This window comes from Bradyrhizobium sp. Ses1 (assembly GCF_059512365.1).
The window spans coordinates 206348-231586 of the sequence record NZ_JCAMOQ010000004.1; the positions used below are offsets into that span (position 1 = coordinate 206348).

Sequence of the window (25239 nt, forward strand, 5' to 3'; positions counted from 1 at the left end):
GGCGCCTTCAAAGGACCGAATCCACCCACGCTGCGAATGCATCGAGCACCTCGTCCATCACCTCGCGGTCGTTGCGGCCTGAACGGACCAGCACATGGAAGGAATGATCGGCTTCCTTCACCAGATGCAGCGTCGCCAATGATCCGAGCTCCTTGACCACCGGCTCGAGCAGCTTCAATTCCGCCAACGCATCGCGCGTGCCCTGCAGGAACAGCATCGGGATTTTGATATCCGCGAGATGCTTTGCCCGCTCGGTTGATGGCTTTCCGGCTGTATGCAGCGGGAAGGCGAGAAACATCAGGCCGCGCACGCCGGCAAGCGGCTTGATTGCCTGAGCCTGCGAGGTCATCCGTCCGCCGAAGGATTTACCGCCGGCAAAGATCGGCAGCCCGGCGCACCGCTCTGCAGCTTCCGCCACCGCGGCGCGCACGGTGGCATGCGCAATCGCGGGCGGATCGGGGCGCTTGCTGCCTTTCTCCATGTAGGGGAACTGGTAACGCAACGTCGCGATGCCGCGCGCGGCAAGGCCTGCGGCAATCGCCTCCATCGAGGCATGCGTCATGCCGGCACCGGCACCGTGGGCAAACACGTAAGTGGCGCGCGCCTGCGGCGGACGAAGCAGCAGCGCCGAGACCGCGCCGGCATGTTCGACTTCGATTCTGAGGGACTGCGCATGGGTTTCCATCGGGGTGGTATGTAGCCCGGGTGGAGCGTCAGCGTAACCCGGGATTGTTGCCTCCTCGTCATTGCGAGCGAAGCGAAGCAATCCATGGCGCCGCACAGGGATAGATGGATTGCTTCGCTTCGCTCGCAATGACGGCGGATACGAGCAGTCCCGGGTTGCGCTGCGCTCCACCCGGGCTACGGGGCCAATCAGCGCAAGCAGCGAGTGCGACACGCCGCCACAAATGGTTCGCGAGACATCGGCGGCAGATTGTGCGAAAAGCCGAAAATGCTGCATGATACGCCACTTATCGCGACGATTGTCGCAGGGCTTGGGCTCGCTTTTGTGTTCGGTGCCCTCGCCCAGCGGTTCCGACTTCCACCATTGGTTGGCTATCTGCTCGCGGGAGTTGCGGCCGGCCCCTTTACGCCCGGCTTCGTGGCGGACCAGTCGCTGGCAACGGAGCTGGCGGAACTAGGCATCATCCTGCTGATGTTCGGGGTGGGCCTGCACTTCTCTCTCAACGATCTCCTGTCTGTCCGCGCCATCGCGCTGCCCGGTGCCGTCGTCCAGATCGCCGTCGCGACGCTGATGGGGCTCGGACTCGCCCTGGCCATGGAATGGTCAGTTGGAGCGGGCCTCGTGTTCGGGCTGGCATTGTCGGTCGCCAGCACCGTCGTGCTGCTTCGCGCGATGCAGGAGCGGCGATTGATGGATACCGATCGTGGCAAGATCGCCGTCGGCTGGCTCATTGTCGAAGATCTGGCGATGGTGCTCGCGCTCGTGCTGCTGCCGGCACTTGCGAGCGTGCTCGGTGGCAACGGCGATGCGCAGACCGCCGGTCCGCTCGCGGCGCGCCTTGGTCTTGGACTCACGGGCACATTGTTGCTCACAGTCGCCAAGGTCGGCCTGTTCATCGCCCTGATGCTGGTGGTGGGGCGCAGGCTCATCCCCTGGATCCTCCACTATGTTGCGCACACCGGCTCCCGCGAGCTGTTCCGGCTCGCCGTGCTGGCGATCGCGCTCGGCGTTGCATTCGGTGCGACCAAGCTGTTCGACGTTTCGCTCGCGCTCGGCGCCTTCTTCGCCGGGATGATGCTGACGGAATCCCCACTCAGCCAGCGCGCCGCGCAGGAGTCGCTGCCGCTGCGGGACGCTTTTGCGGTGCTGTTCTTCGTTTCCGTCGGCATGCTGTTCGATCCGATGAGCGTAATCCGCGAGCCGTGGCCGCTGATCGCCACGCTCTTCATCATCACGATCGGCAAGTCGGTAGCAGCCTTCCTGATCGTGCTGGCGTTCCGGCACCCGGTCTCTACGGCGTTGACGATCTCGGCCAGTCTTGCCCAGATCGGTGAGTTCTCGTTCATTCTGGCGGAGATCGGCGTTGTAACCAATCTGCTTCCCAAGGAAGGTCGCGACCTGATCCTGGCCGGAGCGATCCTCTCGATCATGCTCAATCCGCTGATCTTCGCAGGCGTGGACTGGCTGATAGCGCGCCATGATCGGGACCGGTCATCGGGGGAGACAGCCGCTCCTGCCGCCCGCGAACCGATCCCGGTCACGAGCCTGACCGATCACGCGATCCTGGTCGGCTACGGCAGGGTCGGGAACATCGTCGGCAGTGCCATGAAGGAGGCGGGCCAGCCGTTCCTCGTCATCGAAGATGCCGATGCGGTCGTCGCCGGGCTCAAGCAGAACAATATCGAGGCGATCATGGGCAATGCGGTCCGCGCCGACGTGCTCGCCGCCGCCAATCCGTCCGCCGCCCGATATCTGGTGGTCGCGATTCCCGAAGCGTTCGAAGCCGGACAGATCGTTCAGCAGGCGCGCGTCGCCAATCCACAAATCCGGATCATCGCCCGCGCCCATTCGGATGCCGAGGTCGATCATCTCAAGCGACTGGGCGCCGATACCGTCATCATGGGCGAGCGCGAGATCGCACGGGCGATGATCGAAAGCCTGCAGCGTGTGCCCGACATGCGGCAGATGGAACCGCAGCACGCCGCAACCATGATCGCTCTGCACGGTGTTCCAAATGCCCCGGCAGATCGCTAGTATGCCGCTGTCTCGCGTGGAAACGCAGCCGACAGAAGAGGGACAGAATGGGCGCGCTGGCGGAGCTGAAGCGGATCATCGAAACCGAATCCATCGATGGGATCCACTTGTTGAACAGTCCGCACGACAACCCGATCTGTTCGCTCTCATATGACGAAAGCATACCCTGCATTGCAGTGGTGTGGCGGAAATACGCGACCAGCGCCCAGCTTCGCTTCGTTCATGAGATCATCCTTGGCATGCTCACGCAGCATGCCGCCGACAGGATCCTGGGCGATGATTCGGACCTGCCGATCGTCCACGCGGAAGATCAGAAGTGGATCGTGGAAAATTGGCTGCCGCGGGCACGCGCGGCGGGTCTCAAGGCCGTTGCCACTGCCGTGTCGCTGACATTCTTCGGCAAGGTCTCGATCGGAAGCATCCATTCGAAGCTGGCTCGGGAAATTGCGATCAAGGACTTTCACAACATCCACTCGGCCCGCATGTGGCTCGGCAGCCTAGGCCCGCAGCAACTGGCATAGCCGCGCCGAGCCTTACGCCACTTTGCGCGGGGAAAAGGCGATGTCCTTTCTCCTCTAAAGCGAGCGTCATTTCGCGGCGCGCTTCTCGACGTGCGTCGCGAGCCAATCGATCAGCCAGTCGGCGACCTGCAGATTGTTCTTATCCTGCATCAGCATGTGGGAGTTGCCGTGAATGCCGATGTCCGGCAGGGCGACGACTGCAGCGTCGATGCCGGCGGCCTTGGCGGCCTGCACGAAACTTCTGCAGCCTTCCAGCCGCTTGCTCCACACCTCCGACTGGCTGACGAAGTCTCCGAACAGGACCAGCGTCGGAATCTGCTTGAGCGCCTTCATATCGAAGTCGCCGCCCGGACAGGCTCCCGGCTCGATCGAGATGATGGCAGTTATTCCCTTCGGACTCATCGCCGCCGTCTGGAACGGGAAGATGCCGGATTGCGAATGGCTGATGAGTACCGTCTTGCCGAGTCGCTCGGACAGTTCGGACAGCGCCTCACGGTCGGGACCGGCGGCGTCATCGAATAGTGCCAGTCCGGCACCATCTGCTTCCAGAACTCGTCCTGCGCCGCCAGCGGAAACTGCAGCCCGGGAAACACTTTTGGATATTCGGTGCCGAAGCGGAAGATCGCCCAGGCCGGCTCATGACCGGCGGAGATGAAAGCGGGCAGCGTGTCGGGCGCAGTCTTGCCGGTTTTATCAACCGACGCACCATCCTGTCGCTGCTTGCCGGCGCTACGCTATTGCCTGGCCTACCCAGGATGGCTTTTGCTGCCGGTATCCCGAGCGCCCGATCCATGTCGCTGTGCCGTTCTCGGCGGGCGGCGCAGTCGATATCGTCGCGCGCACCGTGATGCAGCAGGCCGGCCCGCAGCTCGGCCAGCCGATCGTGATCGAGAACCGGCCCGGCGCCAGCGGCAATATCGCGACCGGCTTCGTCGCCAAGTCCGATCCCGACGGCTACAACGTCTTGATCGCAGCCAACAACCTCGCGACCAATGAGGCATTGTTCGACAGGCTGCCGTTCAACGCGGAGAAGGACCTGGAGCCGGTCGCCCTGGTCGGCTATTCGCCGTTGATCCTGGTGGTGCAGCCGCAATTCGTGGTCAAGACGGTCAAGGACCTCGTCGACATGGCCAAGGCGACGCCGGACAAGCTCACCTTTGCCTCCGCCGGCACCGGCACCTCGGGCCATCTTGCGGCGGAGATCTTCAAGCAGGTGACCGGCATCCAGGCGCTGCATGTGCCGTACAAGGGCGGCGCGCAGGTGGTGGTCGACATCATAGCCGGCCGCGTCTCCTTCATGTTCGTCGATCCCGTGCAGGGCATGCCGCAGATCCGCGCCAACCAGTTCCGTCCCGTCGCCGTCAGCTCGCGCGAGCGACTGGTGCTGTTGCCGGATGTCCCGACGGTCACTGAGGCCGGTTTCCCCGGTGTCGAGGCCACCGTCTGGTGGGGCTTCCTGGTTCCGGCCGGCACGCCCAAGGAGATCGTGTCGCGGCTGAACAAGGAAATCGATCTCGCGCTCGCCGATCAGAAGGTGAAGGACAGCCTTCGCGAGATGGGCGCCGTGGTCAAAGGCGGTTCGCCCGAGGATTTCCGCGCCTTCATCAAGTCTGAGACCGAACGCTGGGGCAACATCATCCGCACCGCCAAGATCAAGGCCGAATGACTCGTTGGCGCTGCAAGCGCGCTCGGTCTCACCTCGCTCCGCTTGCGGGGAGCGGTCGACATTCAAGCGCAGCTTGAATTTCGGGTGAGGGAACTCTCCGCGAGTCCATCTGTCACGGTGTTTGCGCAGGCTGCCTTTCACCCCAACCCTCCCCCGTAAGAACGGAGCGGGGAGAGGGAGAAGTCCGTGCCTAGCGCAATACCAGCCCGGTTGCCGCCTCAAGCTCGGAAATCGCCTGGTCCGCGCTGACCACCTTGATTGTGGTCATGCCCATTTCGCGCGCGGGCTTCAGGTTGACGCCGAGATCGTCGAGATAGACGCAATTGCTCGGATCGACCTTCAGCGTTTCTACCATCAGCTTGTAGATGCGCGGATCGGGCTTGCGCAGGCCGATCTTGGCGGATTCGATCACGTGATCGAACAGCGCCATCACCTCGGCGACATAGAGTGTGCGGCCGCTTCTGCTTCCGATCGCGTTCGCCGGCAGATTGTTGGTGATGCAGTCGGTCTTGAATTTGGCATTGATGCGCTTCAGCGCTTCTACCATTTCAGGGCGTAGGTCGCCCTGCAGCAGCGGCAGCACGTCCCTGCCGCGCACCTCGGCGCCGAGCGCCAGCGATTCGGCGGCGAACAGCATATCGAAGGTTTCGATATCGATCTCGGCGCGCTCGAATTTCGCCCAGGCGTTTTCGAGGTGGTTGGCGGCGTTGGTGCGGCGGACGATGTCGGCGGGCAGGCCGCGTTCGGTCTCGAACCGGGTGAATGCCTCGAACGGCGAGGTGGTCAAGACGCCGCCGAAATCCCAGATCACTGCCTCGATCATTTCCTGCTGCCTGTCGTTATGTGTGTTGACCGAGCCGCTAACACGGATCGATTTACGGAGCCAGAGCATATTCGGTTCTGACTGAATCAGAACCGAAGCTCTAGATTCTTGTTTTGACGCGTTTTCTTCACGCGAACCGGTATCCACTTCGTTCGAAAACGCTTTCGCCTGAATCCGCCGGCTTGGCGATGCGCGCGACGCAAGCTATTGCTGTGCTCATGAAAGCAATCGCGACATTTGCAGCGCTCGCGCTGCTCGCCTCCACGCCGGCCTCCGCCATTGTCGGCGGCGGCGTGCCGTCTGCCGAAGGCGTCGGCCGCTCCGTCATCACCATCGTCGGCTCGCGCGGCAATTTCTGCACCGGCGCGCTGATCGCACCGAAGGTGGTGCTGACGGCGGCGCATTGCGTGCAGCCCGGCGCGGACTACAAGATCGTCGAATATGGCCCGGACCGGCAGCCGCAATTGAAGGATGTGAAGAGCATCGCGATCCATCCCGCATTCAGGATGGACGCCATGACGTCCCATCGTGCCACGGCCGACGTGGCGCTGCTGCAGCTTGCCGCGCCGGCCGCCGGCAAGGCGCCCGCGGCACTCGGTGCGCCGAACATTCCGGTTGTCGTCGGCAGCCGCTTCACCATCGCAGGGATCGGCGTCACCGTGCGCGGCGATGGCAAAAGCGGCGGCATGGTCCGCGTCGCCGGCCTGATCGCGACCGGCCAGCCGGGCACGCTGCAGATCCGCCTGGTTGATCCGCTCGCCAAGGGTGCGCGCGACGGGCTGGGGGCCTGCACCGGCGATTCCGGCGGCCCGGTGTTCGAGGACAAGCAGACCGGGCCTGCGATCATCGGCGTCATCAGCTGGTCGACCGGACCGAACAATGCCGCCGGCTGCGGCGGCATCACCGGCGTCACGCCACTGACGCTGTATCGCGACTGGATCTTGCAGACCGCAAGGCAGTGGGGCGCGGGGTTCTAGCTCCTGGCGTCATTGCCGGGCTTGACCCGGCAATCCATCCTTCCCACAACACTCATTTCTCGATGGATGCGCGGGTCAAGCCCGCGCATGACGAGAAGAGATCAATGCCCCGCCGCCTTGGTCGCGGCGGCGTTGTTCAGCACGATCAGCGCATCCACCGCAACGCCCAGCTTCGTGTTGATCAGGAACGGATTGATATCGATCGAAGCGATGCGGTTGCCGGCATCCGCGATCAGGTTGGAGAGCCCGACCAGCGCCTTCACGGCGGAGGCTTCGTGCAGTGCCGGCCTGCCGCGATAGCCCTTCAGCTTGATGCCGGCTTTTGTCTTCGCGATGAGCTGTTTTGCTTCTTCCGCGTCGAGCGGCGCGCCGGCCAGCGCGACGTCCTTCATTAGTTCGATATCGACGCCGCCGGTGCCGAACAGCACCACGGGGCCCATCTCGGCGTCGAGTGAGGCGCCGACCACGAGTTCTAGATCGGCCTTGACCTGCTGCGCGATCAGGATGCCCTCGAGCTTCGGCTTGTTCTTCAGCTTCCTGACCCGCGCCGTGATGTCGTTGAACGCCTTCTTCACCTCGGTCGCGCTGTTGAGGTTCAGCACCACGCCGCCGATATCGGACTTGTGCAGGATATCAGGGCTGACCACCTTGGCGACCACAGGGAAGCCGATCTTCCTGGCGATCGTCGCAGCTTCAGTTGCCGTCTGCGCGATCTCCTCCTTCGAGATCGGAATGCCGTACGCCTTGAGCAGCTTCTTCGACGCGACCTCGTCGAGCGCAGCCGTGCCGTTGGCGCCGTTCAGCGCCTTCTCCAGCATCGCGCGCGCGGATGCTGACGAGCTCGAGACGATATCAGGTACTTCCTTGCGAAGCTGCGCGTATTCGATCAGCGACTTGATCGCGCCGACCGCGCGGTCGAGCCCCTGCAGCACGGCGACGCTCTGCAGCGTCTTGCGCAGAGCCTTGGTATGTTCGGTGAAGCCGATCGACATCGCGCTGATATAGATCACGGGCTTGCCCGCCTTGGCAGCCATCTCGTTGACGATGCGAAGATTGCGTTCACGCAATTCATGCGGCGCCTTCGGCAGTTCGGCGTCGATGATGACAATGTCGGTATCAGGGTCATCGATCATGATCTTGATCGACTTCATGTAGACGGAGGGATCGACCACGGCGGCAAAGCCGGCGTCCAGCGGATTGCCGACAATGCTGCCGGGACCGAGCATCTTGGCGAGTTGCTCGGTCGCGTTCGGGCTGAGCGGCGCGAAGTTCAATCCGGCCGCATAGAACGCATCGATCAGCAGTCCGCGCTTGCCGCCGGACAGCGATACCGCGGCGAGCCGGTTGCCCTTCGGCAGGTCGGCATGCACGAAGCATTCGGTGGTCTCGATCAATTCATCGAGGCCACGGACGCGGATCACGCCTTCGCGGGTCGAGATCGCGTCAAAGGTTTCGATCGAGCCGGCGAGCGCGCCGGTATGCGCCATCGCCGCGGCGCGGCCACCCTCGGAGGCGCCGAGCTTGAGCGCGATCACCGGCTTGCCGGCGGCACGCGCGGCCTTGCAGGCATCGCGGAACGCCTTCGTGTTCCGCACGCCCTCCAGGTACACCACGATGACGCGGATGCTCGGGTCAGTGGCGAAATAGGTCATCAGGTCGGGCGTGGTCAGCCCGCTCTCGTTGCCGGTCGTCACCATGTAGCCGACACCGACGCCACGATCCTCCAACGTCTGGCGGATCGCCATCACGATCGCGCCGGATTGGCCGGCGATCGCCACCGGCCCGGCTTCCATCGTGACGATGCGGTCGTCGATATTGGTGAAGAGGTTTTCGCCGGCGCTCAGGTTCCCAAGACAATTTGGTCCGGTCACGGCAAGCCCGGTCTCGTGCACCGCCTGCTTCAAGTCCACCGCGAGGCGCTGGCTTTCTTCGTCCTGCAACTCGCTGAAGCCGGAGGTGACGATGGTCGCCGAACGCGCGCCGGCGGCAGCTGCATCGCGGATCACCTGCACCGCAAAGCGCGCCGGCACCAGCACCAGCACATGATCTGGCTTGTCGGGGAGGCTCGCGAAATCCTTGTAGCAGGTGACGCCCCAGATCGTCTCGCGCTTGGCGTTAACCGGATAGAGCCCGCCGCGGTATCCGTATTTGATCAGGTTGTTCCAGATCCGCTCGGCGTAATTGCCGGGCTTGTCGGTGGCGCCGACCAGCACGATGTTGCGCGGGTGCAGCATCGCATGGATCTGCTTGACCACGTCGCTGGCATCACGCGACGGCGACCATTTCTCAGTCGGAGCAGACGCGGGGCTGAATTGAGCTTCCATGGACTCTGCCTTGTCGTTTCCTGTGGCGCTGCAGCGAACACTGTGCGCCATGTTTTTTTGCTATTTCTATTGAGCCCTGCGCGGCGTGGCAACTCACCTTGGCTGCATGCCGCTACGCTTTGATGCGATATCCCACCGCGCGGACAATATTCACGGTGTTGTCATCCGCGAGGAGTGGGATTCGATCATCGTCGCGTGCAGGAGATAGCGTTCCGGCCCCGATGTCAGCGCGTCGAATGGCCAACAGGTCGAGAGCACCAGCTCGTATCCGTTCGAGAGCGGATCGATGCCGGAGGCATCGAAGCGCACCACGGAGCTTCTGTCGGCGCGATAGCGGAAGGTCTTGCCGTCGCTGCGGGTGATATCGATCGCGTCCCCGATGACGACATCTTTCAGGAAGCGGAAATGGGTGTCGCGATGCGCGGAGTAGACGGCAACGCCGCGTTCGCCGGCGTCGGGTGTGAGTTCGACATGGCCCGGGCCGAAGGCGAGCGCCTGACCGCTCGAGCCCGCGAGCACGATAGTGCTGGCATCGAGCCGCTTCACCTCGATGCGTGCGACCGGCCAGGTATCGGCCCATGACCATGGTTTCGTCGGATGCCCGGTCGCGATGGTTTTGGTCAAGGCGCGTTCGAGCAGGACCTGAGCGAGGAGGGCTTTGGCGTGGATGTAGGCGCCCTGGCCGAACAGGATAAGGCCGGGAAGGGCGAGGAGGAAGGGGGCAAGGAAACGCGACATTTGACCGATACTCCGTCGTCATTGCGAGGAGCGCAGCGACGAAGCAATCCATCTCTCCGCAAGTGGTGGCATGGATTGCTTCGCTGCGCTCGCAATGACGAGTGTGGATAAAGTCCCGCGCGCGGCCTTCGGGACGGGAGGCCGCGCGCGCCAAGAGGAGGTGGGGACGCCTCCTCTGTTCATTCGGCATCAGTGGGCGAAGTTCTGACGCCGGATGAATGCGAACAGGAGCAGGCTGAGCGTGAGCAGGATCGCGCCCGCGATCATCTTCAGTTCGGCGTCGGTCGCGGTCTTCGGCAGCTTGACCGTGTCGGGCGCCTGCACCACGGCCGGGCGTTTCAGGGCGGCGAGCTGCGCCCGGCCATCGCCTTCCGCGCGCCGCTCGATCGGTGCCACCGGCAATTGCGGGCCATCACCGAAGACCTTTGCGAAATCCCAGCCGGCGGGCAGGTTGAGCGGCAATTCGCTCACTTTCAGCGGCTCGCCATCGGGCCGGCTCGGAGTCTTGTCGACCGCAACCAGGCTGGTGAGCCGGGTCACGAGCTGATGCTCGAGCGCCAGTGCGAGGATGGTCTTGTCGACATCGTCAGGACTCGCCTGCCGCGTGGTGCGCGCAACCTCGGCATCGTCGATCTTGCGCCGCGCCCACAGCTTCGACAGGCCCTTGCCTTCGGCGGCGTTCGCCAGCGGCAGCGTCACGAGCCAAGGGCGATCGCCGATGCGGCCCTTGATCTCGACCGAGCCTGCGAGCTTGTCGAGCCTAGCCGCCAGCACCAGCGGCTCGCCGCGATAGAGGTCGGGAAGGATCGCCGGCGTGACCTCGGCATGCGCCTCGGAGAATTTGGCCGAAAGATTGGTCACCGCGGGATTCTCGAGCTTGGCGAACAGCGCGCGCATGCGCTCCTCGACCTGGTCGGTGGAGCCGATATGGGTAAAGGCGCCGCGGCCAAGCTCGGCGGCGCGCGTCATCAGATAGGTGTTGGGCGCCGAGCCGATGCCAACCATGAAGATACGCGAGCGGCCGCGCATCGCCGTGATCGTCTCGAACAATTGCTGCTCGTTGCCAACAGCGCCGTCGGTCAGGAACACGACCTGGCGGACATGATCGGAATCACCATCCGAACGGTCTGTCAGCGCCGCCCGCATCGCCGGCACCATTTCCGTGCCACCATTGGCCCGCAGCGCGCTCACGAAGGCGGTGGCGCGGCCGAGATGCTCGCTGTCGGCCGGCACCGCTGATGGAAACAGCGCGTCCATGGTGTCGTCGAAACGGATCACGTTGAAGCGGTCGTTCGGCTGCAGCCGTCCGAGCGCGTAAATCAGGCTCGCTTTTGCCTGCACGATCGAGGTGCCGCCCATCGAGCCGGAATTGTCGATGACGAAGATCACTTCGCGCGGTCGCGGCTTCTGCTCGGCCTCAATGACGGCAGGCGGGGTGACGAAAGCGAGCAGATAGTCGGCGTCGCCGACATGCTCGCGGAACAGGCCGACTGATGGCGCCTTTTCGGCGGCAGGCTTCCAGGTCAGTTCGAAATCGCGGTCCGCCGGCACGAGCCCCTCGGCGAGCTTGATGACCCGCGTCGCATCGTCGACGTCTTCGATCTTCACGATGTGATGATGGCTTTTCACCTCGCCGAGCGGAAAGCCAGCCTGCAGGCGAACGGTGATGTTGGTCGGATTGACGGGCGCATGCTTGGCCGGGTCGAGCACCGTCGGCGTGATGCGGTCGCGATCGGGAACGGGATCGGACTTCGTTGCACCCCAGCCGCCGCCATCGGGGCGAAGGTCGACGCTCTGCACGATCGGCGCGGGATTGTAGCGTGGTGCCACCACCATCGGCACGCGCAGCGAGAATTCGTTGCCGGACTGCTGCACCGGCTCCTGATATTCGATCTGCACCAGCACGGTCTCGCCCGGGCCGATATTGGCGACCGAGTTGGTGAAGATGTTCGGCCGCTCCTGTTCGGTCAGCGCGGCCTTCTGGCCGTTCCGTTTGGCCTGCTCATAGATCACGCGCGCTTGGCGGCGCTCCTTGATGTCGCCGACCACGATGCGATCGCCGACCACCATCTTCAGCGTGTCGACTGCGCCGCCCGCCGGTAGCGGATAGACGTAGACCGCTTCGACCCAGTCCTTGGTTGGGTTGCGGAAAATTTGCGTGACGCGGGCGCGGATGGTGGGGCCCGACACCGTGAGGTCGACATCCGTGCCGAGCCTGACGGCGTCGTCATAACCCTCGTCGGTCTTCAGCAGCAGCGACCCGGAACGGGCATCGCCCGGCTTGATGTACGCTGCCGGTGGTTTGATCTCTGCCGACCGGGCGGGCGCGAAGTTCACAAAGAGTGCTGCGAACCCGATCATGAGCGCGGCAATGCCTTCCGCCAGAGAGAACAGCGCTATTCGCATCCTGCGCGACAGGCGCGGGCGGCCGGTCGCGATACAATCGCACGTCGTCATTTCCTTCTCCCGAGGGACGTCTTGGATACGCAAAATCTTCGGGAAAGTGCGTCGAGGCGCGAGCAGAATGATCGGCATTGTTCAGCCGCGGGCAGGCGCCGTACGCCGCGCCGTCGGCGGCTTTGTGCGGTTTTGTGCTGAAATGTACGGTCTGGTAGAGTTGGCGTGAATCAGCATGGGGTGACGATGCCGACGCCGGACAAGCAGCTTTCCGAGGAACAAAGTCGGCAGATCGCGGAGCTGATCCGCGAGGAATTGGCGCGCCGGCGCATCTCGCGGCAGGCGCTGGCCGAGCAGGCCAAGCTCAGCCTGTCGACGCTGGAAAAGGTGCTGGGCGGGCGCCGCCCGTTCACGCTGCAGACCACGGTGCGGCTCGAACAGGCACTCGGCGTCTCCTTGCGCAAGGTCCAGCCCGTGCCGGCGCCGCCGGTGGCCAATGGCGAAGTCGCGCCCGACGGGCTGGGGGCCTATTCGCGGCGGGCGGTGCAGTGGATCGAGGGCACCTATCTCACCGTCCGGCCCTCGTTCGGGGCCAAGGACGCGGTCTACGCCTATCGCACCGAGATCGCCTGGGATGACGCCGTCTCGTCGCTGATTTTTCGCGAGGGCGAGCGGCTGGATGCCGCCTACACCCAGTTCGGCGAAGTCGCCGTCCCCAACCAGTCCGGCTTCGTCTATCTCGTCACCAACCGGCACGGCCAGCATCGCCTGATCACGGTGTCCAGGCCGCGTAACACCGGCGAGATGTACGGCATCATCACCACCCTGCTCGCCGGCCGCGGCTCGCTGTTGACGCCGATCGCAGCTCCGATCGCATTCGTGCCGATCAGGAGTATCGCCAATCCCTCGGTCGGGCGGGTGTCGCCCGATGACGAGAACTACGCGCTCTATCGCGAGCATCTGCGCCGCACCGTCGACGAACCGTTCGCGATCTTCCTGCCGGGTTAGCGACGCGCTACGAAGTGCGGTGCAGGGGCGAGGGTGAAACGATGGCGGCGAGCAACACCGCGAGGATGCCGGTCAGGAACACGCCATCAAACGTGCCGGCGCCGCCGATCGAGGCGATGGGCGCGCCCAGGCTGCCGATCTTGTCCAGGTTGAGGATATCGGCGCCGATCAGCGTTCCGACTGAACCTGCGATATAGGCGAGCGGCGCGGCATAGATACGCGAGAGCAGGAGCGCGATGATCGCGACGCTGACAACGGGCACGAACACCGGCACCGCGATGCCGATGCCCGGCACCGGCGTCGCCAGCCAATGGACGATGAAGGCGATGATGGCGGTGCCGATCGCGGCCCTGACCCAGAGCTCGTATCTGACGACCAGGTAGATCGACATGAATGTCGGAATCACCGCGCCGCCGACATTCACGGCCAGGATCGTGCTGGGCGCGGTCACCAGCGGCACGACATAACGCATGCCGAAGAAGTCGACGATCTCGCCGGATCTCACCGGCGGTCCCGACAATTCCGTGATCGGAATATTGACATAGCTGCCGATCAGCGAGCCGAACAGCAAAAGGAACGCAGCTCCTGGACTGACACCGAGGCTCAGATAGGCATAGCGGAGAATACGGAGCTGGATCAGGATCACCAGCACCAGGGCCAGGAACACCAGGATCGAGAACGATCCCGGTGTCATCGGCAGATAATGCATCTGGCTTTCCACGATCGGCGGCTCGCTTTGTTGGGCCACTCGTTCAAGTGGGGAGCCGTCCGCACGATCTCAAGGACGACACGCACTCCGGCCCACCTCGCCCGCTTGCGGGGGGAGGTCGAAATTCAAGCGCAGCTTGAATTTCGGGTGAGGGGGAGCCTCCGCGAACTCATCTGTTAGCGTGCTCGCGGAGAGAGGCGCCCCTCACCCCGACCCTCTCCCCGTAAGAACGGGGAGAGGGAGGACTGACGCCATCGATTCACGACTAACCACCCGTCTCGGCGCTGATGATGTCGCCGAACAATTCCCACTGCCCCTTGGTGAACCGCATCATCTTGAGCTGCTCGATGGGGGCGAAGTCATTCGGGCCGGTGTTGATCTTGATGCCGGGGATCAGCGTATCCGGTGCGAAATCCTTCAGGCTGGCGGCCTGCTTCATCACATTTTCGCGGGTGAGATTGTCGCCGCACTGTTTCAGCACCTGCACCAGTGTTTGCGCCGCGGCGTAGCCATAAACGGTGTTGGTGTCGGTGACGTTGGCGCCCGGCATGTATTTATCGATGAACGCCATGAACTTCTTCATGCCCTCATCGTCCTTCCATTGCGGGTCGGACGCATCCTTGAGATAGCCCGCCGACAGCACGCCTTCGGATGCATCGAGACCGGCCGGCTTCATGACAGCGCCGATCGAGATCGAGACGTCGGTCATCAGGTGCATCGGCTTCCAGTCCAGTTCGGCGATCTTCTTGATCGCTTGTGCTGCGAATTTCGGCGTCGCGATGTTGACGAAGATGTCGGCGCCGGTGCCCTTCAGCTTGACGATGTGGGAATCGATCGAGGGCTCGGTGGTCTCGTAACTCTCCTCGGCCACGATGAGTTTTGCGGCTTTGTCGGCGAAGATCTCCTTGATTCCAGCAAGATAGTCTTTGCCGAAATCGTCATTGGCATAGAAAATCGCGACCTTGGCATCGGGCTTGTTCTTGAGAATGTATTTCGCGAAGATCCTTGCTTCGACCCGGTAGCTGGGCTGGAAGCCCATGGTCCATGGAAAATCCTTCGGATCGTTCCACTTGCTGGCGCCGGTGGCGAGGAAGAGCTGCGGCACCTTCTTGGCGTTGTGATATTTCTGCACCGCGGTCTGGGTCGGCGTGCCCAGCGCGTTGAATACCAAAAACACCTCGTCGCCTTCGATCAATTTGCGGACCTGCTCCACCGACTTCGGCGGCGAATAGCCGTCGTCGTAGGAGATCCAGTTGATCTTGCGACCGTTCACGCCGCCCTGGTCGTTGATCATCTTGAAATAGGCTTCCTCGGTCTTGCCGATGATGCCGTAGGCCGAAGCCGGGCCGCTATAGGCTTCGACATTGCCGATCTTGATTTCGGTGTCGGAGGCGCCGGTGTCGTATTTCTTTTGCGCGAATGCGGCTTGGGTCGAGAGCAGGGAGAAGGCCGCGACGGCAGCAAGCAAAGCGATTTTCTTGTTCTGCATAAAGCAATTTCCTCGGGCTTTTTGTGGTTGGGGACGAACGCACGAAAATCGCCACCGGTCCCGGCAGGCGGCGGCGAAACCTGTTGGCGCGCTAGAGCATGATCCGGAAAAGTGGATACCGGTTTTCCCTCGCGACAAACGCGAAGCGTTTGCGCGGAGATCATGCTCGATGTCACGAAGCTTGCGCCAGATCGGTCGGCTTCTGCTCGGCGAATTGCTTGCGCAGCGTCGGCTTGTGGATCTTGCCGGTCGCATTGCGCGGCAGTGCCTCGACGAATTCGATGATGCGCGGGCATTTGAAGCGCGCCAGATTGGCCGTGCAATGGGCGTGGATATCCGCCGGCGTCAGCGTCTGCCCCGGCTTCACTGCGACGATCGCCATGCCGACCTCACCCCATTGCTCATCGGGAATGCCGATCACCGCGGCCTCGGCGAGCGCCGGAATCTGGTGCAGCACGTTCTCGACTTCGGCCGGATAGACGTTCTCGCCGCCGGAGATGTACATGTCCTTCCAGCGGTCGACGATGTAGTAGAAGCCCTCCTCGTCGACGCGCGTCGCATCGCCCGTATGCAGCCAGCCGTCGGTGAAGGAGGAGGCGTTGGCGTCGGGCCGGTTCCAGTATCCCGGCGTGATGTTCGGCCCCCTGACCCAGAGCTCGCCGAGTTCGCCCACGGCAGCGTCGGTGCCATCGGGACGCACGATCCGCACTTCCGTGTGTAGCACCGGCTTGCCGGCGGAGCCCGCCTTGCGCGCGGCATCCTCGCGGTCGAGCGCCATCACCGCGGGCGAGGTCTCGGTCATGCCATAGCCCTGCTGCAGCGCCACGCCGCGCGCTTCCCATACCTTCAAGAGCGGCACCGGCATCGGTGCGCCGCCGACGCCGCCGATGATCAGCCGACCGAAATCGGCGCTCGCAAACGACGGATGCTGCGCCATGAACTGGTAGATCGCGGGCACACCGAAGAAGGCGTTGATGCGCTCAGTGGGATCGCTGATCAGCCGCAAGGCTTCGCCAGGATCGAAGGCGCGCATGATCAAGACGGTGCCGCCGGCATGCAGCACCGGGTTGGTGTAGCAATTGAGCCCGCCGGTGTGGAACAGCGGCAGCACGCAGAGGAACACCGAGGATGGCGAGATGTAGGCGAGGCCGCCGAGATTGACGCAATTGAAGAACGTCATGCCGTGGGTGATGATCGCGCCCTTCGGCTGCCCTGTCGTGCCCGAGGTGTACATGATGGTCGAGATGTCATCGAGCGTGACATTCTCGAACGTCTCGATCGGCTGTGCCGCTGCGATGCCGGCTTCATAGGAGCCATCAGGGCCGAGCAGCAGGGCCGATGGCACGTTGCAGAGCCTGGCGACGCTGAGCGCGGTTTCCGCGAGATCGCCATCATGGATCATGACTTTCGGCGAGGCGTCGCCGACGATGAACTGCAGTTCCGGCACCGTGAGGCGGGTATTGAGCGGCAGGAACACGGCGCCCAGCCGCCCGCAGGCGAACTGCACTTCCAGCGTGTCTGATGTGTTCAGCGCCAGCACCGCGACCCGGTCGCCGCGCCCGACCTTCAGCTGATCGCGCAGATGCGCAGCCAGCCTCGAGATCCGCGCATCGGATTGCGCATAGGTGAAGCGTCGGTCGCTGCCGAGGTCGACCATCGCGACCTTGTCAGGTGTCCGCCGGCCATGATGAGCGATCCAGTCGTAGTAACGAACCGGCAAATGTCCCTCCCACGGTGGGCGGTCTGGCGCCGCCTGATCATGATCCGCAGGGGGACCAGTGGACGGGCCGGGGCTGGAATCTGTCTTGCGTTTAGTGGCTGGACCGAGGGTAGGATCGGCGTCCATTCGCCGCCGGCAGCCACTTGACGCAAGTTGGCGCGGCGATTTCCGGACATCGTTCCGGACACAGGAATCGACGGAGCAGAGGGATGGCGAGCCCATTCTACACCAGCGAGCACGAGGCCTTTCGCGAGGCGGTGCGCCGTTTCGTGCAGAAGGAGATCGAGCCTTACGCCCACGAGTGGGACGAAGCGGGCGAGTTTCCGCGCGAGCTCTATCGCAAGGCTTCCGAGATCGGTCTGCTCGGGCTGGGCTTCCCGGAGGAATATGGCGGCATTCCCGCCGACCAGTTCATGAAGATCGTGGCCTCGCAGGAACTGGCGCGGGCCGGCGCCGGCGGCATCAGTGCGAGCCTGATGAGCCACACCATCGGTTCGCCGCCGATCGCGCGCGCTGCCCGTCCCGAGGTCAGGGCGCGTGTGCTGCCGGAAGTGCTGCGGGGCGAGAAGATTTCCGCGCTCGCGATCACCGAGCCGAGCGGCGGCTCCGATGTCGCGAACTTGCGCACCAAGGCGCGCCGCGACGGCGATCATTACATCGTCAGCGGCGAGAAGACGTTCATCACCTCGGGCGTACGTGCGGATTATCTCACGGTCGCCGTGCGTACCGGCGGCGAGGGGCGCAGTGGCGTCAGCCTGCTGCTGATCGAGGGTGATACGCCCGGCCTGTCGCGGACCAAATTGAAGAAGATGGGCTGGTGGGCCTCCGATACGGCGACGCTGCATTTCGACGCGTGCCGGGTGCCGGCCGAGAACCTGATCGGCGAGGAAGGCCAGGGCTTCAAGATCATCATGCAGAATTTCAACAGCGAGCGCATGGGCATGGCGGCAAGCTGCACGGCCTACGCCCGTGTCTGCCTCGAGGAGGCGATCGCCTATGCCAAGGAGCGCAAGACCTTCGGCAAGCCGATCGCCCAGCACCAGGTGATCCGGCACAAGATCGTCGACATGGCGCAGAAGGTCGCAGCGTCGCAGGCGATGCTGGAAATGCTGGCCTGGCGGCTGGAGCACGGCGAAAGCCCGGTCGCCGAGATCTGCATGATGAAGAACCAGGCGACCCAGACCATGGCATTCTGCGCCTCCGAGGCGGTGCAGATCTTCGGCGGCGCCGGTTTCATGCGCGGCGTCAAGGTCGAGCGGATCTACCGGGAGGTCAAGGTCAACGCCATCGGCGGCGGCACCGAGGAAATCATGAAGGACCTCGCCAGCCGGCAGATGGGATTGTGAGAAAGACTACACCACCGTCATGCCCGGGCTTGTCCCGGGCATCCACGTCTTTGCTCCGGCGTGATCGGATAGGCGTGGATGGCCGGGACAAGCCCGGCCATGACGAGCGACCAAGAACGCCGATCGGAGTCTGAACAGATGATCTTCACCGCCGACCACGACGAACCCCGCCGCGCCTTGCAGAAATTCATCGCGGCCGAGATCAATCCCTATGTCGACGAATGGGAGGACGCCGGGATCTTCCCGGCGCATGAGCTGTTCAAGAAGCTCGGCAGTCTCGGCTTCCTCGGCCTCAACAAGCCCATCGAATTCGGCGGCCAGGGGCTCGATTACAGCTATGCGCTGATGATGGCTGAAGAGTTAGGGGCCATCAGATGCGGCGGGGTACCGATGGCGATCGGGGTGCAGACGGATATGGCCACGCCCGCGCTGGCGCGGTTCGGCTCCGACGAGGTGCGGCGCGAGTTCCTGGTGCCGGCGATCGCGGGCGATCAAGTCGCCTGCATCGGCGTCTCCGAGCCCGGCGCCGGTTCCGATGTCGCCTCGATCAAGACCAATGCGCGCTCCGATGGCGACGACTACGTCATCAATGGCGGCAAGATGTGGATCACCAATGGCACGCAGGCCGATTGGATCTGCCTGCTCGCCAATACCAGCGATGGCCAGGTCCATCGCAACAAGTCGCTGATCTGCGTGCCGATGAAGAGCAAGGGCGTCACCATCGCGCGAAAGCTCGACAAGATGGGCATGCGCTCCTCCGACACCGCGCAGATCTTCTTCGACAATGTCCGGGTGCCCAAGCGCAACCGGATCGGCGAGGAGGGCAAGGGCTTCACTTACCAGATGATCCAGTTCCAGGAGGAGCGTCTGTGGGGCGCCGCCGCCTGCCTGAAGGCGCATGAATTCATCATCAACGAGACGATCGAATATACCCGGGGCCGCAAAGCGTTCGGCGGCTCGATCCTCGACAACCAGGTGGTGCACTTCAAGCTCGCGGAGATGCAGACCGAGGTCGAGCTGTTGCGCTCGCTGATCTATCGTGCCGGCGAAGCGCTGGTCGCGGGCGAGGACGTCACCCGTCTCGCCACCATGGCGAAGCTGAAAGCCGGCCGGCTCGGCCGTGAACTCACCGACGCCTGTCTGCAATATTGGGGCGGGATGGGTTTCATGAACGAAACCCCGGTCAGCCGCGCCTATCGCGACAGCCGCCTGACCTCGATCGGCGGTGGCGCTGACGAAGTCATGCTGATGGTGTTATGCAAGATGATGGGCACATTACCCAGCGTGAAGGGAAACGCCTGATGGTCACGCTCTATCACTGCGACGGCGCGCGTTCGTTCCGGCCGCTCTGGATGCTCGAGGAAATGGGATTGGCCTACGAGCTCAAGATGCTGCCGTTTCCGCCACGGGTGTTCGCGAAGGACTATCTGGCGCTCAACCCGCTCGGCACGATTCCCTTGCTGATCGATGGCGAGACGCGGATGACGGAGTCTTCAGGCATCTGCCATTACCTTGGTACCAAATATGGCCCGACACCGCTGATCGTCGGAACCGACGAGCCCGCCTACGGTGCCTTCCTCAACTGGATGTATTTTTCCGATGCGACGCTAACCTTTCCGCAGACTCTGGTGCTGCGTTACGCCCAGCTCGAGCCGGAGGAGCGGCGCAATCCGCAAGTGGCCGGCGACTACGCCAAATGGTTCTTCGGCCGTCTGCGGACGGTGGAGGCCGCGACCGGCAAGGCCGAGACGTTGTGCGCCGGCCGCTTCACCGCCGCCGACATCGCCATCGGCTACGCACTCCGGCTCGCCGACAATATCGGGCTCGCCAAGGATTTCGGTCCCAATGTCGCAGCCTATTGGGCGCGGCTGCAGCAGCGCGAGGCATACCAGCGGGCCGTCGCGGCGGAACGCAAGGCCGGCGTGGAGCAAAACGTCGCGCCGCGGGTGCGTGGGTAAAGCGCCCGCCCCGGCCGTCACTGCGAGGAGCGACAGCGACGAAGCAATCCATTTCTCCACTCGTGGTGGCATGGATTGCTTCGCTTCGCTCGCAATGACGGAGAGAGCCGTTTCCTCGCCCCAATTGTAACGGTGACTTCAGCCAGATTTCGGCTATGGTGGCGCCGCAACGGCCGGGAAGAGCCGTGCGAGGAGGAACCACCATGGACGACCAGGCCCGCGAAGTAGGCCATCTGATGCTGATCACGCCGGAGCGCGTGTTTTACGCCGGACTGCTCGGCCGCCCGCGCGAGCGCTGTCCGGGCGCATTCCATGTCTATGTCGCGATCAAAGGCCGCCTGCACCTTGCGACCAGCGATGGCCGCGAGTCCTATGGTGATCTCGTCGTGACCATGCCGAACCTGCGCCATACCATCGCGAGCGACTATCGCTCGGCGATCTGCGTCGCCATCGAGCCTGAGAGCGTTCGCGTCGGCGCGCTCGAGTCGTTCTCAAGGCTGTTGACGGGCTCGGAAAGCCAAATCTTCGCCGACCGCATCCGCGCCGCCTATGCCGCGCTCGGACGTCGGCAATATAGCGACAACCTCTCGAACGCCGAGTTCGACATCATGTGCTTCGGAGAGGGGCTGCCGCAGCGTGTGCTCGATCCGCGCGTGGTGCGGGCCATCATGCGCATCGGCAAATTCTCCGGCGAGCCGGTGACGGCGGCGGATTGCGCGGCGGATGCCGCGCTGTCGCCCTCGCGCTTCCTGCATCTGTTCAAGGAGGAGACCGGGATCTCGTTCCGCTCCTTCCGTGCCTGGAAGCGGGCGCGGCATCTGTTGCATTTCGCCAACCAGGACATCAACCTGGCGCATCTGGCGCAGGACATCGGCTATCCCGACTCGACCCATTTCAGCCACTCGATCCGCCGCTTCTACGGCCTGAAGCCGCGCGCGATCTTCTCCGGCTCGCGCGATCTCGCGATCTATCGCAGCAGCGGATCGTTCACGGAAGCGGTGGTCCCCTAATCGTCATGCCCGGGCTCGTCCCGGGCATCCACGTCTTCCTTTGGTGTCGCCGGCACGTGGATGGCCGGGACAAGCCCGGCCATGACGGAGAGAGCGTCTACAATTCACTCCTGGGTCCAGCCGGTCGCTGGCCGCCTTCCGCCATCAGTGCGACAGCAGCACGGGCAGCGGCGGGTGTGACATCATGCTGAGCGTGGCGCCGCCGAGCACGAATTGGCGGAAGCGGGAATGGCCGAACGCGCCCATGACCAAAAGGTCGCTGTCATGGCTCGTCAGCGCAGCCTCCAGCGCGTGCGCGACCGAGCGGCCCGCGGCATCGACGGTGTCGAGGATCACCTCGACGCCGTGACGGGCGAGATGCTTGGCAAGTTCCGGCCCGGACCGCTTGGTGTCGATGCGCTTCTCATTGGTCACCGTCACGATGTGGACGCGCTTGGCCTGCTTGAGCAGCGGCAGCGCATCCGCGACTGCGCGTGCGGCCGGACGGCTGAAATCCCAGGCCACCGTTGCCGTATTCAGGATGAACGGCTTGCGGCTGGTTTGCGGCAGCAGCAGGACGGGGCGTCCGGATTCGAAAATGATCGGCTCGGCATTCCAGGCGCCGAACAGGGCATTGTCCTGGACCGGAATGATGGTGAGGTCGCGAAGCCGCGCATACTCGACCAATAGCTCGCGCTGCTCGGAGGTCAGGCAGCGTTCCAGGATGCGCTCCTCGAAGACGCCGCGCTTTTCCGCGGCGGCCTGGAACGCTGCGAGCGCGGCCTCGGCCTGAAAGCGTGATTTCTTTTCATCGGTCGCGGCGATTCCGGGAACGTCGAGCAGCGCTGGGCTCAGGAAGCTGCCGGGCACGGCGACGCGGATCTCGCAGGCGATCGCGGAAATCTTGGCACCGACGGCGGCGGCGAAATCGGTCGCAAGATCGATCGCCGCCGGCGGCGTCGTTTCGGGGTAGCTCGCGAGCGTCAAGAGGAGGTCTTTGTAGGCCATGTCGTGTCTCCCAGAATCTGGGGAAACTCATAGCCCCGTCGCGGCGTCCGGGTTTGATTCAGAGCAAACCTCCATGCGCGCTATTGCCACGGCGACCGGCCTGCCGCCGCGGCAATAGCCAGTCAACGCAAGAGGCCCCCGGCCAAATCCCGCATCATGCAAAAAACTGAGCCATTCAAACACCTTGGACTGGATGCATGAGCGACAAGGCCGTTATCACCTGCGCGCTGAACGGCGTGCTGACCGATCCAAAACAGCACAACGTGCCGGTGACGCCGGAACAGATGGCGCGAGAGGCCAAGGCGGCCTTCAACGCCGGCGCCAGCATCATGCATATCCATCTGCGCCAGCAGGCACCTGGCAAGGGCCATCTGCCGTCCTGGGAGGTCGGCGTCAGCAAGGAGATCCAGCAGGCGATCCGCGAGGCCTGCCCTGGCGTCATCATCAATCACACCACGGGCACCTCCGGCCCGAACTATCAGGGCGCGCTCGATTGCGTCCGTGAAACCAGGCCCGAGATCGCCGCCTGCAATGCCGGCTCGCTGAATTATCTGAAGGTCAAGGCCGACAACACTTGGGCCTGGCCGCCGATGCTGTTCGATAACGCGGTTGAGAAGGTGCAGGATTATCTCGACGTGATGAAGGACGCCGGCACGATTCCCGAATTCGAATGTTTCGACGTCGGCATCGTGCGCTGCGTCGGCATGTACCGGCAGACCGGCATGTATTCCGGCCCGCTCGAATATAATTTCGTGATGGGCGTTGCCTCGGGCATGCCGGCCGATCCGGAATTGCTGCCGATCCTGCTCAAGCTGAAGGCGCCGGACGCGCATTGGCAGGTCACCGCGATCGGCCGCGCCGAAATCTGGCCATTGCACCAGCGCGCCGCCGATCTCGGCGGGCACTTGCGCACCGGGTTGGAGGACACCTTCTATCTGGCTGATGGCACGAAGGTGACCTCCAACGGCCAGTTGATCGAGGCGATCGCCGCCTGCGCGCGCAGAGCTGGCCGCGAGATCGCCAGCCCCGCCGAAGCGCGGCAGATGTTCGGGGTGAGGCACTAGGGCTGCTCCGCTGTCATTCCGGGGCATCGCGAAGCGATGAGCCCGGAATCCATCGGGCCGCATGGACCTGTGGCGAAATGGATTCCGGGCTCGCGCTACGCGCGCCCCGGAATGACGACGGCGGGTGGAGGGGAGGGAATCAAATCAATGGACAATCTCGCAGCAACCGGCGGCGTGTCGGGTCCGGGACAGATCGGCCGGGTGGCGATCGGCGATCTGCTCAAGCGCGCGGCGCGGCGCTTTCCTGATCGCGTCGCGCTCACCGACGGCGCGCGGCGCGTCACCTTCACCGAGCTCGAACGCGACGCCAATCGCTTCGCCAACTACCTGGTGCAGCGCGGCCTGAAGCCGGGCGAGAAAATCTCGACCATCTGCAACAACTCGGTCGAATTCGTCAAAGCGCTGTTCGGCATTCACCGCGCGGGCCTCGTCTGGGTCCCGATCAACACCATGCTCGGGCCTGCCGATATGGATTACATCCTCGGCCATGCCGAGGTCCGCTTCGCGCTGATCGACGACAATCTGCATGCGCAAGCGGACCGGCGCGCGACGCTGGAACAGCGCGGCATCGGGATGGTCGCGATCGATCTTGCCGGAAAAGTCGCGGCAACCGGCCTTGAGAATTTCAACGATCTCATTAAGGGTCAATCCGACATCGAACCCGAGATCGAGATCAACGACCGCGATCTCGCCATGATCATCTACACCTCCGGCACGACGTCGCGGCCGAAGGGCGCGATGCACTGCCACCTCGCCGTGGTAATGGCCGTGATGAGCAATTGCATCGAGATGCAGCTCTCCCGCGATGACGGCATCACTGGACAATTCCCGCTGTTCCATTGTGCCGGCCATGTGCTGCTGCTCAGCTATCTCTCGGTCGGCGGCCGCATGGCGCTGATGCGCGGCTTTGATCCTGTCGTCTGCATGGAGGCGATCGTCCGCGACAAGCTCACCGTCTTTGTCGGGCTGTCGCTGATGTATCAGGCGATCCTCGACCATCCGCGGCGGCGGGAATTCGATCTTTCGGGCTTGCGCTGCTGCATCTACACCATGGCACCGATGGGCAAGCCGCTGCTCGAACGCGCCATCGCCGACCTGTGTCCAAACTTCGTGCTCTCCAGCGGCCAGACCGAGATGTATCCGGCGACCACGATGTCGCGGCCCGAAGTGCAGCTCAATCGCTTCGGCAATTACTGGGGCGAATCGCTTGTTGTTAACGAGACCGCGATCATGGACGACAACGGCAATCTCTTGCCGCGCGGCGAGATCGGCGAGCTCGTGCATCGCGGGCCGAATGTAATGATGGGCTATTACAAGGACCCGAAGGCGACCGAAGAGGCGCGCAAGTTCGGCTGGCACCACACCGGCGACCTCGCGCTGATCGACGACAATGGCGAGGTGCTGTTCCTCGATCGCAAGAAGGACATGATCAAGTCCGGCGGCGAGAACGTGGCTTCCGTGAAGATCGAGGAGACGCTGCTCGCACACCCCGCGGTGCAGAACGCCGCGGTGGTCGGCCTGCCGCACCCGCAATGGGGCGAAGCCGTCTCCGCCTTCGTCAAGCTGAAGCCGAATGCTGCGGCTGGCGAAGCTGACATCATCGAGCATTGCCGAAAGCATCTCGGTGGCTTCCAGGTGCCGAAGCTGGTGCGTATCCTCGACGAAATGCCGATGACGGCAACCGGCAAGCTGCGCAAGGTCGAACTGCGGCAGGCGTATAGTGAGTATTTCTCGGAAGCGAAAAGCGCATGATGCTTACCAAGAACACCCCTGTCATTCCGGG

The 25239-nt window shown here is 63.7% G+C and carries 21 protein-coding genes; 11 read left to right on the forward strand and 10 right to left on the reverse strand.

Annotation, left to right across the window (positions count from 1 at the left end; translation table 11 throughout):
* Nucleotides 1–7: 7 nt before the first annotated feature.
* Entirely contained in the window at nt 8–685 is a 678-nt protein-coding gene (locus AC5ZG5_RS07780) for an alpha/beta hydrolase family protein (RefSeq protein ID WP_456641382.1), read from the reverse strand.
* Between the two features lie 267 nt (nt 686–952).
* Here AC5ZG5_RS07780 and ybaL point away from each other — a divergent pair, with 267 nt between their 5' ends.
* Together ybaL and AC5ZG5_RS07790 are read left to right on the forward strand one after the other, a co-directional pair.
* Nucleotides 953–2719, forward strand: coding sequence for a YbaL family putative K(+) efflux transporter (gene ybaL, locus AC5ZG5_RS07785; protein ID WP_456641381.1), 1767 nt, complete (start codon nt 953–955; stop codon nt 2717–2719).
* A gap of 47 nt (nt 2720–2766) precedes the next feature.
* Complete coding sequence (locus tag AC5ZG5_RS07790) at nt 2767–3240, forward strand: hypothetical protein (protein ID WP_028168482.1); 474 nt, start codon at nt 2767–2769, stop codon at nt 3238–3240.
* Nucleotides 3241–3306: 66 nt separating this feature from the next.
* On the opposite strand, the gene AC5ZG5_RS07795 is transcribed toward AC5ZG5_RS07790, so the two are convergent.
* Nucleotides 3307–3642, reverse strand: coding sequence for an alpha/beta hydrolase family protein (locus AC5ZG5_RS07795; RefSeq protein WP_456641380.1), 336 nt, complete (start codon nt 3640–3642; stop codon nt 3307–3309).
* A gap of 397 nt (nt 3643–4039) precedes the next feature.
* Here AC5ZG5_RS07795 and AC5ZG5_RS07800 point away from each other — a divergent pair, with 397 nt between their 5' ends.
* Nucleotides 4040–4906: a tripartite tricarboxylate transporter substrate binding protein gene (locus AC5ZG5_RS07800; protein WP_456641379.1), complete on the forward strand. Its 867-nt coding sequence runs from the start codon at nt 4040–4042 to the stop codon at nt 4904–4906.
* Between the two features lie 190 nt (nt 4907–5096).
* Here AC5ZG5_RS07800 and AC5ZG5_RS07805 read toward each other — a convergent pair whose 3' ends face one another.
* Nucleotides 5097–5729 (reverse strand): HAD-IA family hydrolase, encoded by a 633-nt coding sequence (locus AC5ZG5_RS07805; protein ID WP_456641507.1) that lies wholly within the window; start codon nt 5727–5729, stop codon nt 5097–5099.
* A gap of 218 nt (nt 5730–5947) precedes the next feature.
* On the opposite strand from AC5ZG5_RS07805, the gene AC5ZG5_RS07810 reads away from it, so the two are divergent.
* Nucleotides 5948–6706: a S1 family peptidase gene (locus AC5ZG5_RS07810; protein WP_456641378.1), complete on the forward strand. Its 759-nt coding sequence runs from the start codon at nt 5948–5950 to the stop codon at nt 6704–6706.
* Between the two features lie 101 nt (nt 6707–6807).
* On the opposite strand, the gene AC5ZG5_RS07815 is transcribed toward AC5ZG5_RS07810, so the two are convergent.
* From AC5ZG5_RS07815 to AC5ZG5_RS07825, 3 genes are all read right to left on the reverse strand, one after another.
* Complete coding sequence (locus AC5ZG5_RS07815; RefSeq protein ID WP_456641377.1) at nt 6808–9030, reverse strand: acetate--CoA ligase family protein; 2223 nt, start codon at nt 9028–9030, stop codon at nt 6808–6810.
* Between the two features lie 150 nt (nt 9031–9180).
* Complete coding sequence (locus AC5ZG5_RS07820; RefSeq protein WP_456641376.1) at nt 9181–9768, reverse strand: class GN sortase; 588 nt, start codon at nt 9766–9768, stop codon at nt 9181–9183.
* Nucleotides 9769–9957: 189 nt separating this feature from the next.
* Nucleotides 9958–12174 carry a marine proteobacterial sortase target protein gene (locus AC5ZG5_RS07825; RefSeq protein ID WP_456641506.1) on the reverse strand — a complete coding sequence of 739 codons (2217 nt, stop codon included), beginning with the start codon at nt 12172–12174 and terminating at the stop codon, nt 9958–9960.
* A 237-nt stretch (nt 12175–12411) separates the two neighbouring features.
* On the opposite strand from AC5ZG5_RS07825, the gene AC5ZG5_RS07830 reads away from it, so the two are divergent.
* The gene (locus tag AC5ZG5_RS07830) at nt 12412–13173 is read left to right on the forward strand and encodes a helix-turn-helix domain-containing protein (protein ID WP_456641505.1); all 762 of its coding nucleotides are present in this window, start codon (nt 12412–12414) and stop codon (nt 13171–13173) included.
* A gap of 7 nt (nt 13174–13180) precedes the next feature.
* Here the strand turns inward: AC5ZG5_RS07830 and AC5ZG5_RS07835 are convergent, their stop codons facing one another.
* From AC5ZG5_RS07835 to AC5ZG5_RS07845, 3 genes are all read right to left on the reverse strand, one after another.
* Entirely contained in the window at nt 13181–13894 is a 714-nt protein-coding gene (locus AC5ZG5_RS07835; protein ID WP_130228115.1) for a DUF1614 domain-containing protein, read from the reverse strand.
* A gap of 253 nt (nt 13895–14147) precedes the next feature.
* Nucleotides 14148–15371 carry an ABC transporter substrate-binding protein gene (locus AC5ZG5_RS07840; RefSeq protein ID WP_456641375.1) on the reverse strand — a complete coding sequence of 408 codons (1224 nt, stop codon included), beginning with the start codon at nt 15369–15371 and terminating at the stop codon, nt 14148–14150.
* A 172-nt stretch (nt 15372–15543) separates the two neighbouring features.
* On the reverse strand, nt 15544–17091 hold the full coding sequence (locus tag AC5ZG5_RS07845) for an acyl-CoA synthetase (RefSeq protein WP_456641374.1): 1548 nt from the start codon (nt 17089–17091) through the stop codon (nt 15544–15546).
* 209 nt (nt 17092–17300) lie between these two features.
* Here AC5ZG5_RS07845 and AC5ZG5_RS07850 point away from each other — a divergent pair, with 209 nt between their 5' ends.
* The 4 genes from AC5ZG5_RS07850 to AC5ZG5_RS07865 all read left to right on the forward strand — a co-directional run bounded on the left by AC5ZG5_RS07850 (nt 17301) and on the right by AC5ZG5_RS07865 (nt 21405).
* Entirely contained in the window at nt 17301–18437 is a 1137-nt protein-coding gene (locus AC5ZG5_RS07850) for an acyl-CoA dehydrogenase family protein (protein WP_456641373.1), read from the forward strand.
* A 138-nt stretch (nt 18438–18575) separates the two neighbouring features.
* Nucleotides 18576–19739 (forward strand): acyl-CoA dehydrogenase family protein, encoded by a 1164-nt coding sequence (locus AC5ZG5_RS07855; protein WP_456641372.1) that lies wholly within the window; start codon nt 18576–18578, stop codon nt 19737–19739.
* On the forward strand, nt 19739–20395 hold the full coding sequence (locus AC5ZG5_RS07860) for a glutathione S-transferase family protein (protein ID WP_456641371.1): 657 nt from the start codon (nt 19739–19741) through the stop codon (nt 20393–20395). Before AC5ZG5_RS07855 ends, AC5ZG5_RS07860 begins: the two co-directional genes overlap by 1 nt.
* Nucleotides 20396–20598: 203 nt before the next feature.
* Entirely contained in the window at nt 20599–21405 is an 807-nt protein-coding gene (locus tag AC5ZG5_RS07865) for a helix-turn-helix domain-containing protein (protein ID WP_130228109.1), read from the forward strand.
* A gap of 144 nt (nt 21406–21549) precedes the next feature.
* Here the strand turns inward: AC5ZG5_RS07865 and AC5ZG5_RS07870 are convergent, their stop codons facing one another.
* Nucleotides 21550–22392 (reverse strand): universal stress protein, encoded by an 843-nt coding sequence (locus AC5ZG5_RS07870; protein WP_456641370.1) that lies wholly within the window; start codon nt 22390–22392, stop codon nt 21550–21552.
* 197 nt (nt 22393–22589) lie between these two features.
* Here AC5ZG5_RS07870 and AC5ZG5_RS07875 point away from each other — a divergent pair, with 197 nt between their 5' ends.
* Both AC5ZG5_RS07875 and AC5ZG5_RS07880 read left to right on the forward strand, forming a co-directional pair.
* Nucleotides 22590–23456: a beta-keto acid cleavage family enzyme gene (locus AC5ZG5_RS07875; RefSeq protein ID WP_456641369.1), complete on the forward strand. Its 867-nt coding sequence runs from the start codon at nt 22590–22592 to the stop codon at nt 23454–23456.
* Between the two features lie 147 nt (nt 23457–23603).
* Nucleotides 23604–25208 carry an AMP-binding protein gene (locus AC5ZG5_RS07880; RefSeq protein WP_456641368.1) on the forward strand — a complete coding sequence of 535 codons (1605 nt, stop codon included), beginning with the start codon at nt 23604–23606 and terminating at the stop codon, nt 25206–25208.
* The last annotated feature ends 31 nt before the right edge of the window (nt 25209–25239 follow it).

Coding starts and splice junctions, on each gene's coding strand:
- AC5ZG5_RS07870 (WP_456641370.1), bottom strand. CDS start 22,392: ATGGCCTACAAAGACCTCCTCTTGACGCTCGCGAGCTACCCCGAAACG.
- AC5ZG5_RS07780 (WP_456641382.1), bottom strand. CDS start 685: ATGGAAACCCATGCGCAGTCCCTCAGAATCGAAGTCGAACATGCCGGC.
- AC5ZG5_RS07830 (WP_456641505.1), top strand. CDS start 12,412: ATGCCGACGCCGGACAAGCAGCTTTCCGAGGAACAAAGTCGGCAGATC.
- AC5ZG5_RS07790 (WP_028168482.1), top strand. CDS start 2,767: ATGGGCGCGCTGGCGGAGCTGAAGCGGATCATCGAAACCGAATCCATC.
- AC5ZG5_RS07855 (WP_456641372.1), top strand. CDS start 18,576: ATGATCTTCACCGCCGACCACGACGAACCCCGCCGCGCCTTGCAGAAA.
- AC5ZG5_RS07875 (WP_456641369.1), top strand. CDS start 22,590: ATGAGCGACAAGGCCGTTATCACCTGCGCGCTGAACGGCGTGCTGACC.
- AC5ZG5_RS07825 (WP_456641506.1), bottom strand. CDS start 12,174: ATGCGAATAGCGCTGTTCTCTCTGGCGGAAGGCATTGCCGCGCTCATG.
- AC5ZG5_RS07865 (WP_130228109.1), top strand. CDS start 20,599: ATGGACGACCAGGCCCGCGAAGTAGGCCATCTGATGCTGATCACGCCG.
- AC5ZG5_RS07795 (WP_456641380.1), bottom strand. CDS start 3,642: ATGAGTCCGAAGGGAATAACTGCCATCATCTCGATCGAGCCGGGAGCC.
- AC5ZG5_RS07840 (WP_456641375.1), bottom strand. CDS start 15,371: ATGCAGAACAAGAAAATCGCTTTGCTTGCTGCCGTCGCGGCCTTCTCC.
- AC5ZG5_RS07805 (WP_456641507.1), bottom strand. CDS start 5,729: ATGATCGAGGCAGTGATCTGGGATTTCGGCGGCGTCTTGACCACCTCG.
- AC5ZG5_RS07850 (WP_456641373.1), top strand. CDS start 17,301: ATGGCGAGCCCATTCTACACCAGCGAGCACGAGGCCTTTCGCGAGGCG.
- AC5ZG5_RS07810 (WP_456641378.1), top strand. CDS start 5,948: ATGAAAGCAATCGCGACATTTGCAGCGCTCGCGCTGCTCGCCTCCACG.
- ybaL (WP_456641381.1), top strand. CDS start 953: ATGCTGCATGATACGCCACTTATCGCGACGATTGTCGCAGGGCTTGGG.
- AC5ZG5_RS07860 (WP_456641371.1), top strand. CDS start 19,739: ATGGTCACGCTCTATCACTGCGACGGCGCGCGTTCGTTCCGGCCGCTC.
- AC5ZG5_RS07820 (WP_456641376.1), bottom strand. CDS start 9,768: ATGTCGCGTTTCCTTGCCCCCTTCCTCCTCGCCCTTCCCGGCCTTATC.
- AC5ZG5_RS07815 (WP_456641377.1), bottom strand. CDS start 9,030: ATGGAAGCTCAATTCAGCCCCGCGTCTGCTCCGACTGAGAAATGGTCG.
- AC5ZG5_RS07880 (WP_456641368.1), top strand. CDS start 23,604: ATGGACAATCTCGCAGCAACCGGCGGCGTGTCGGGTCCGGGACAGATC.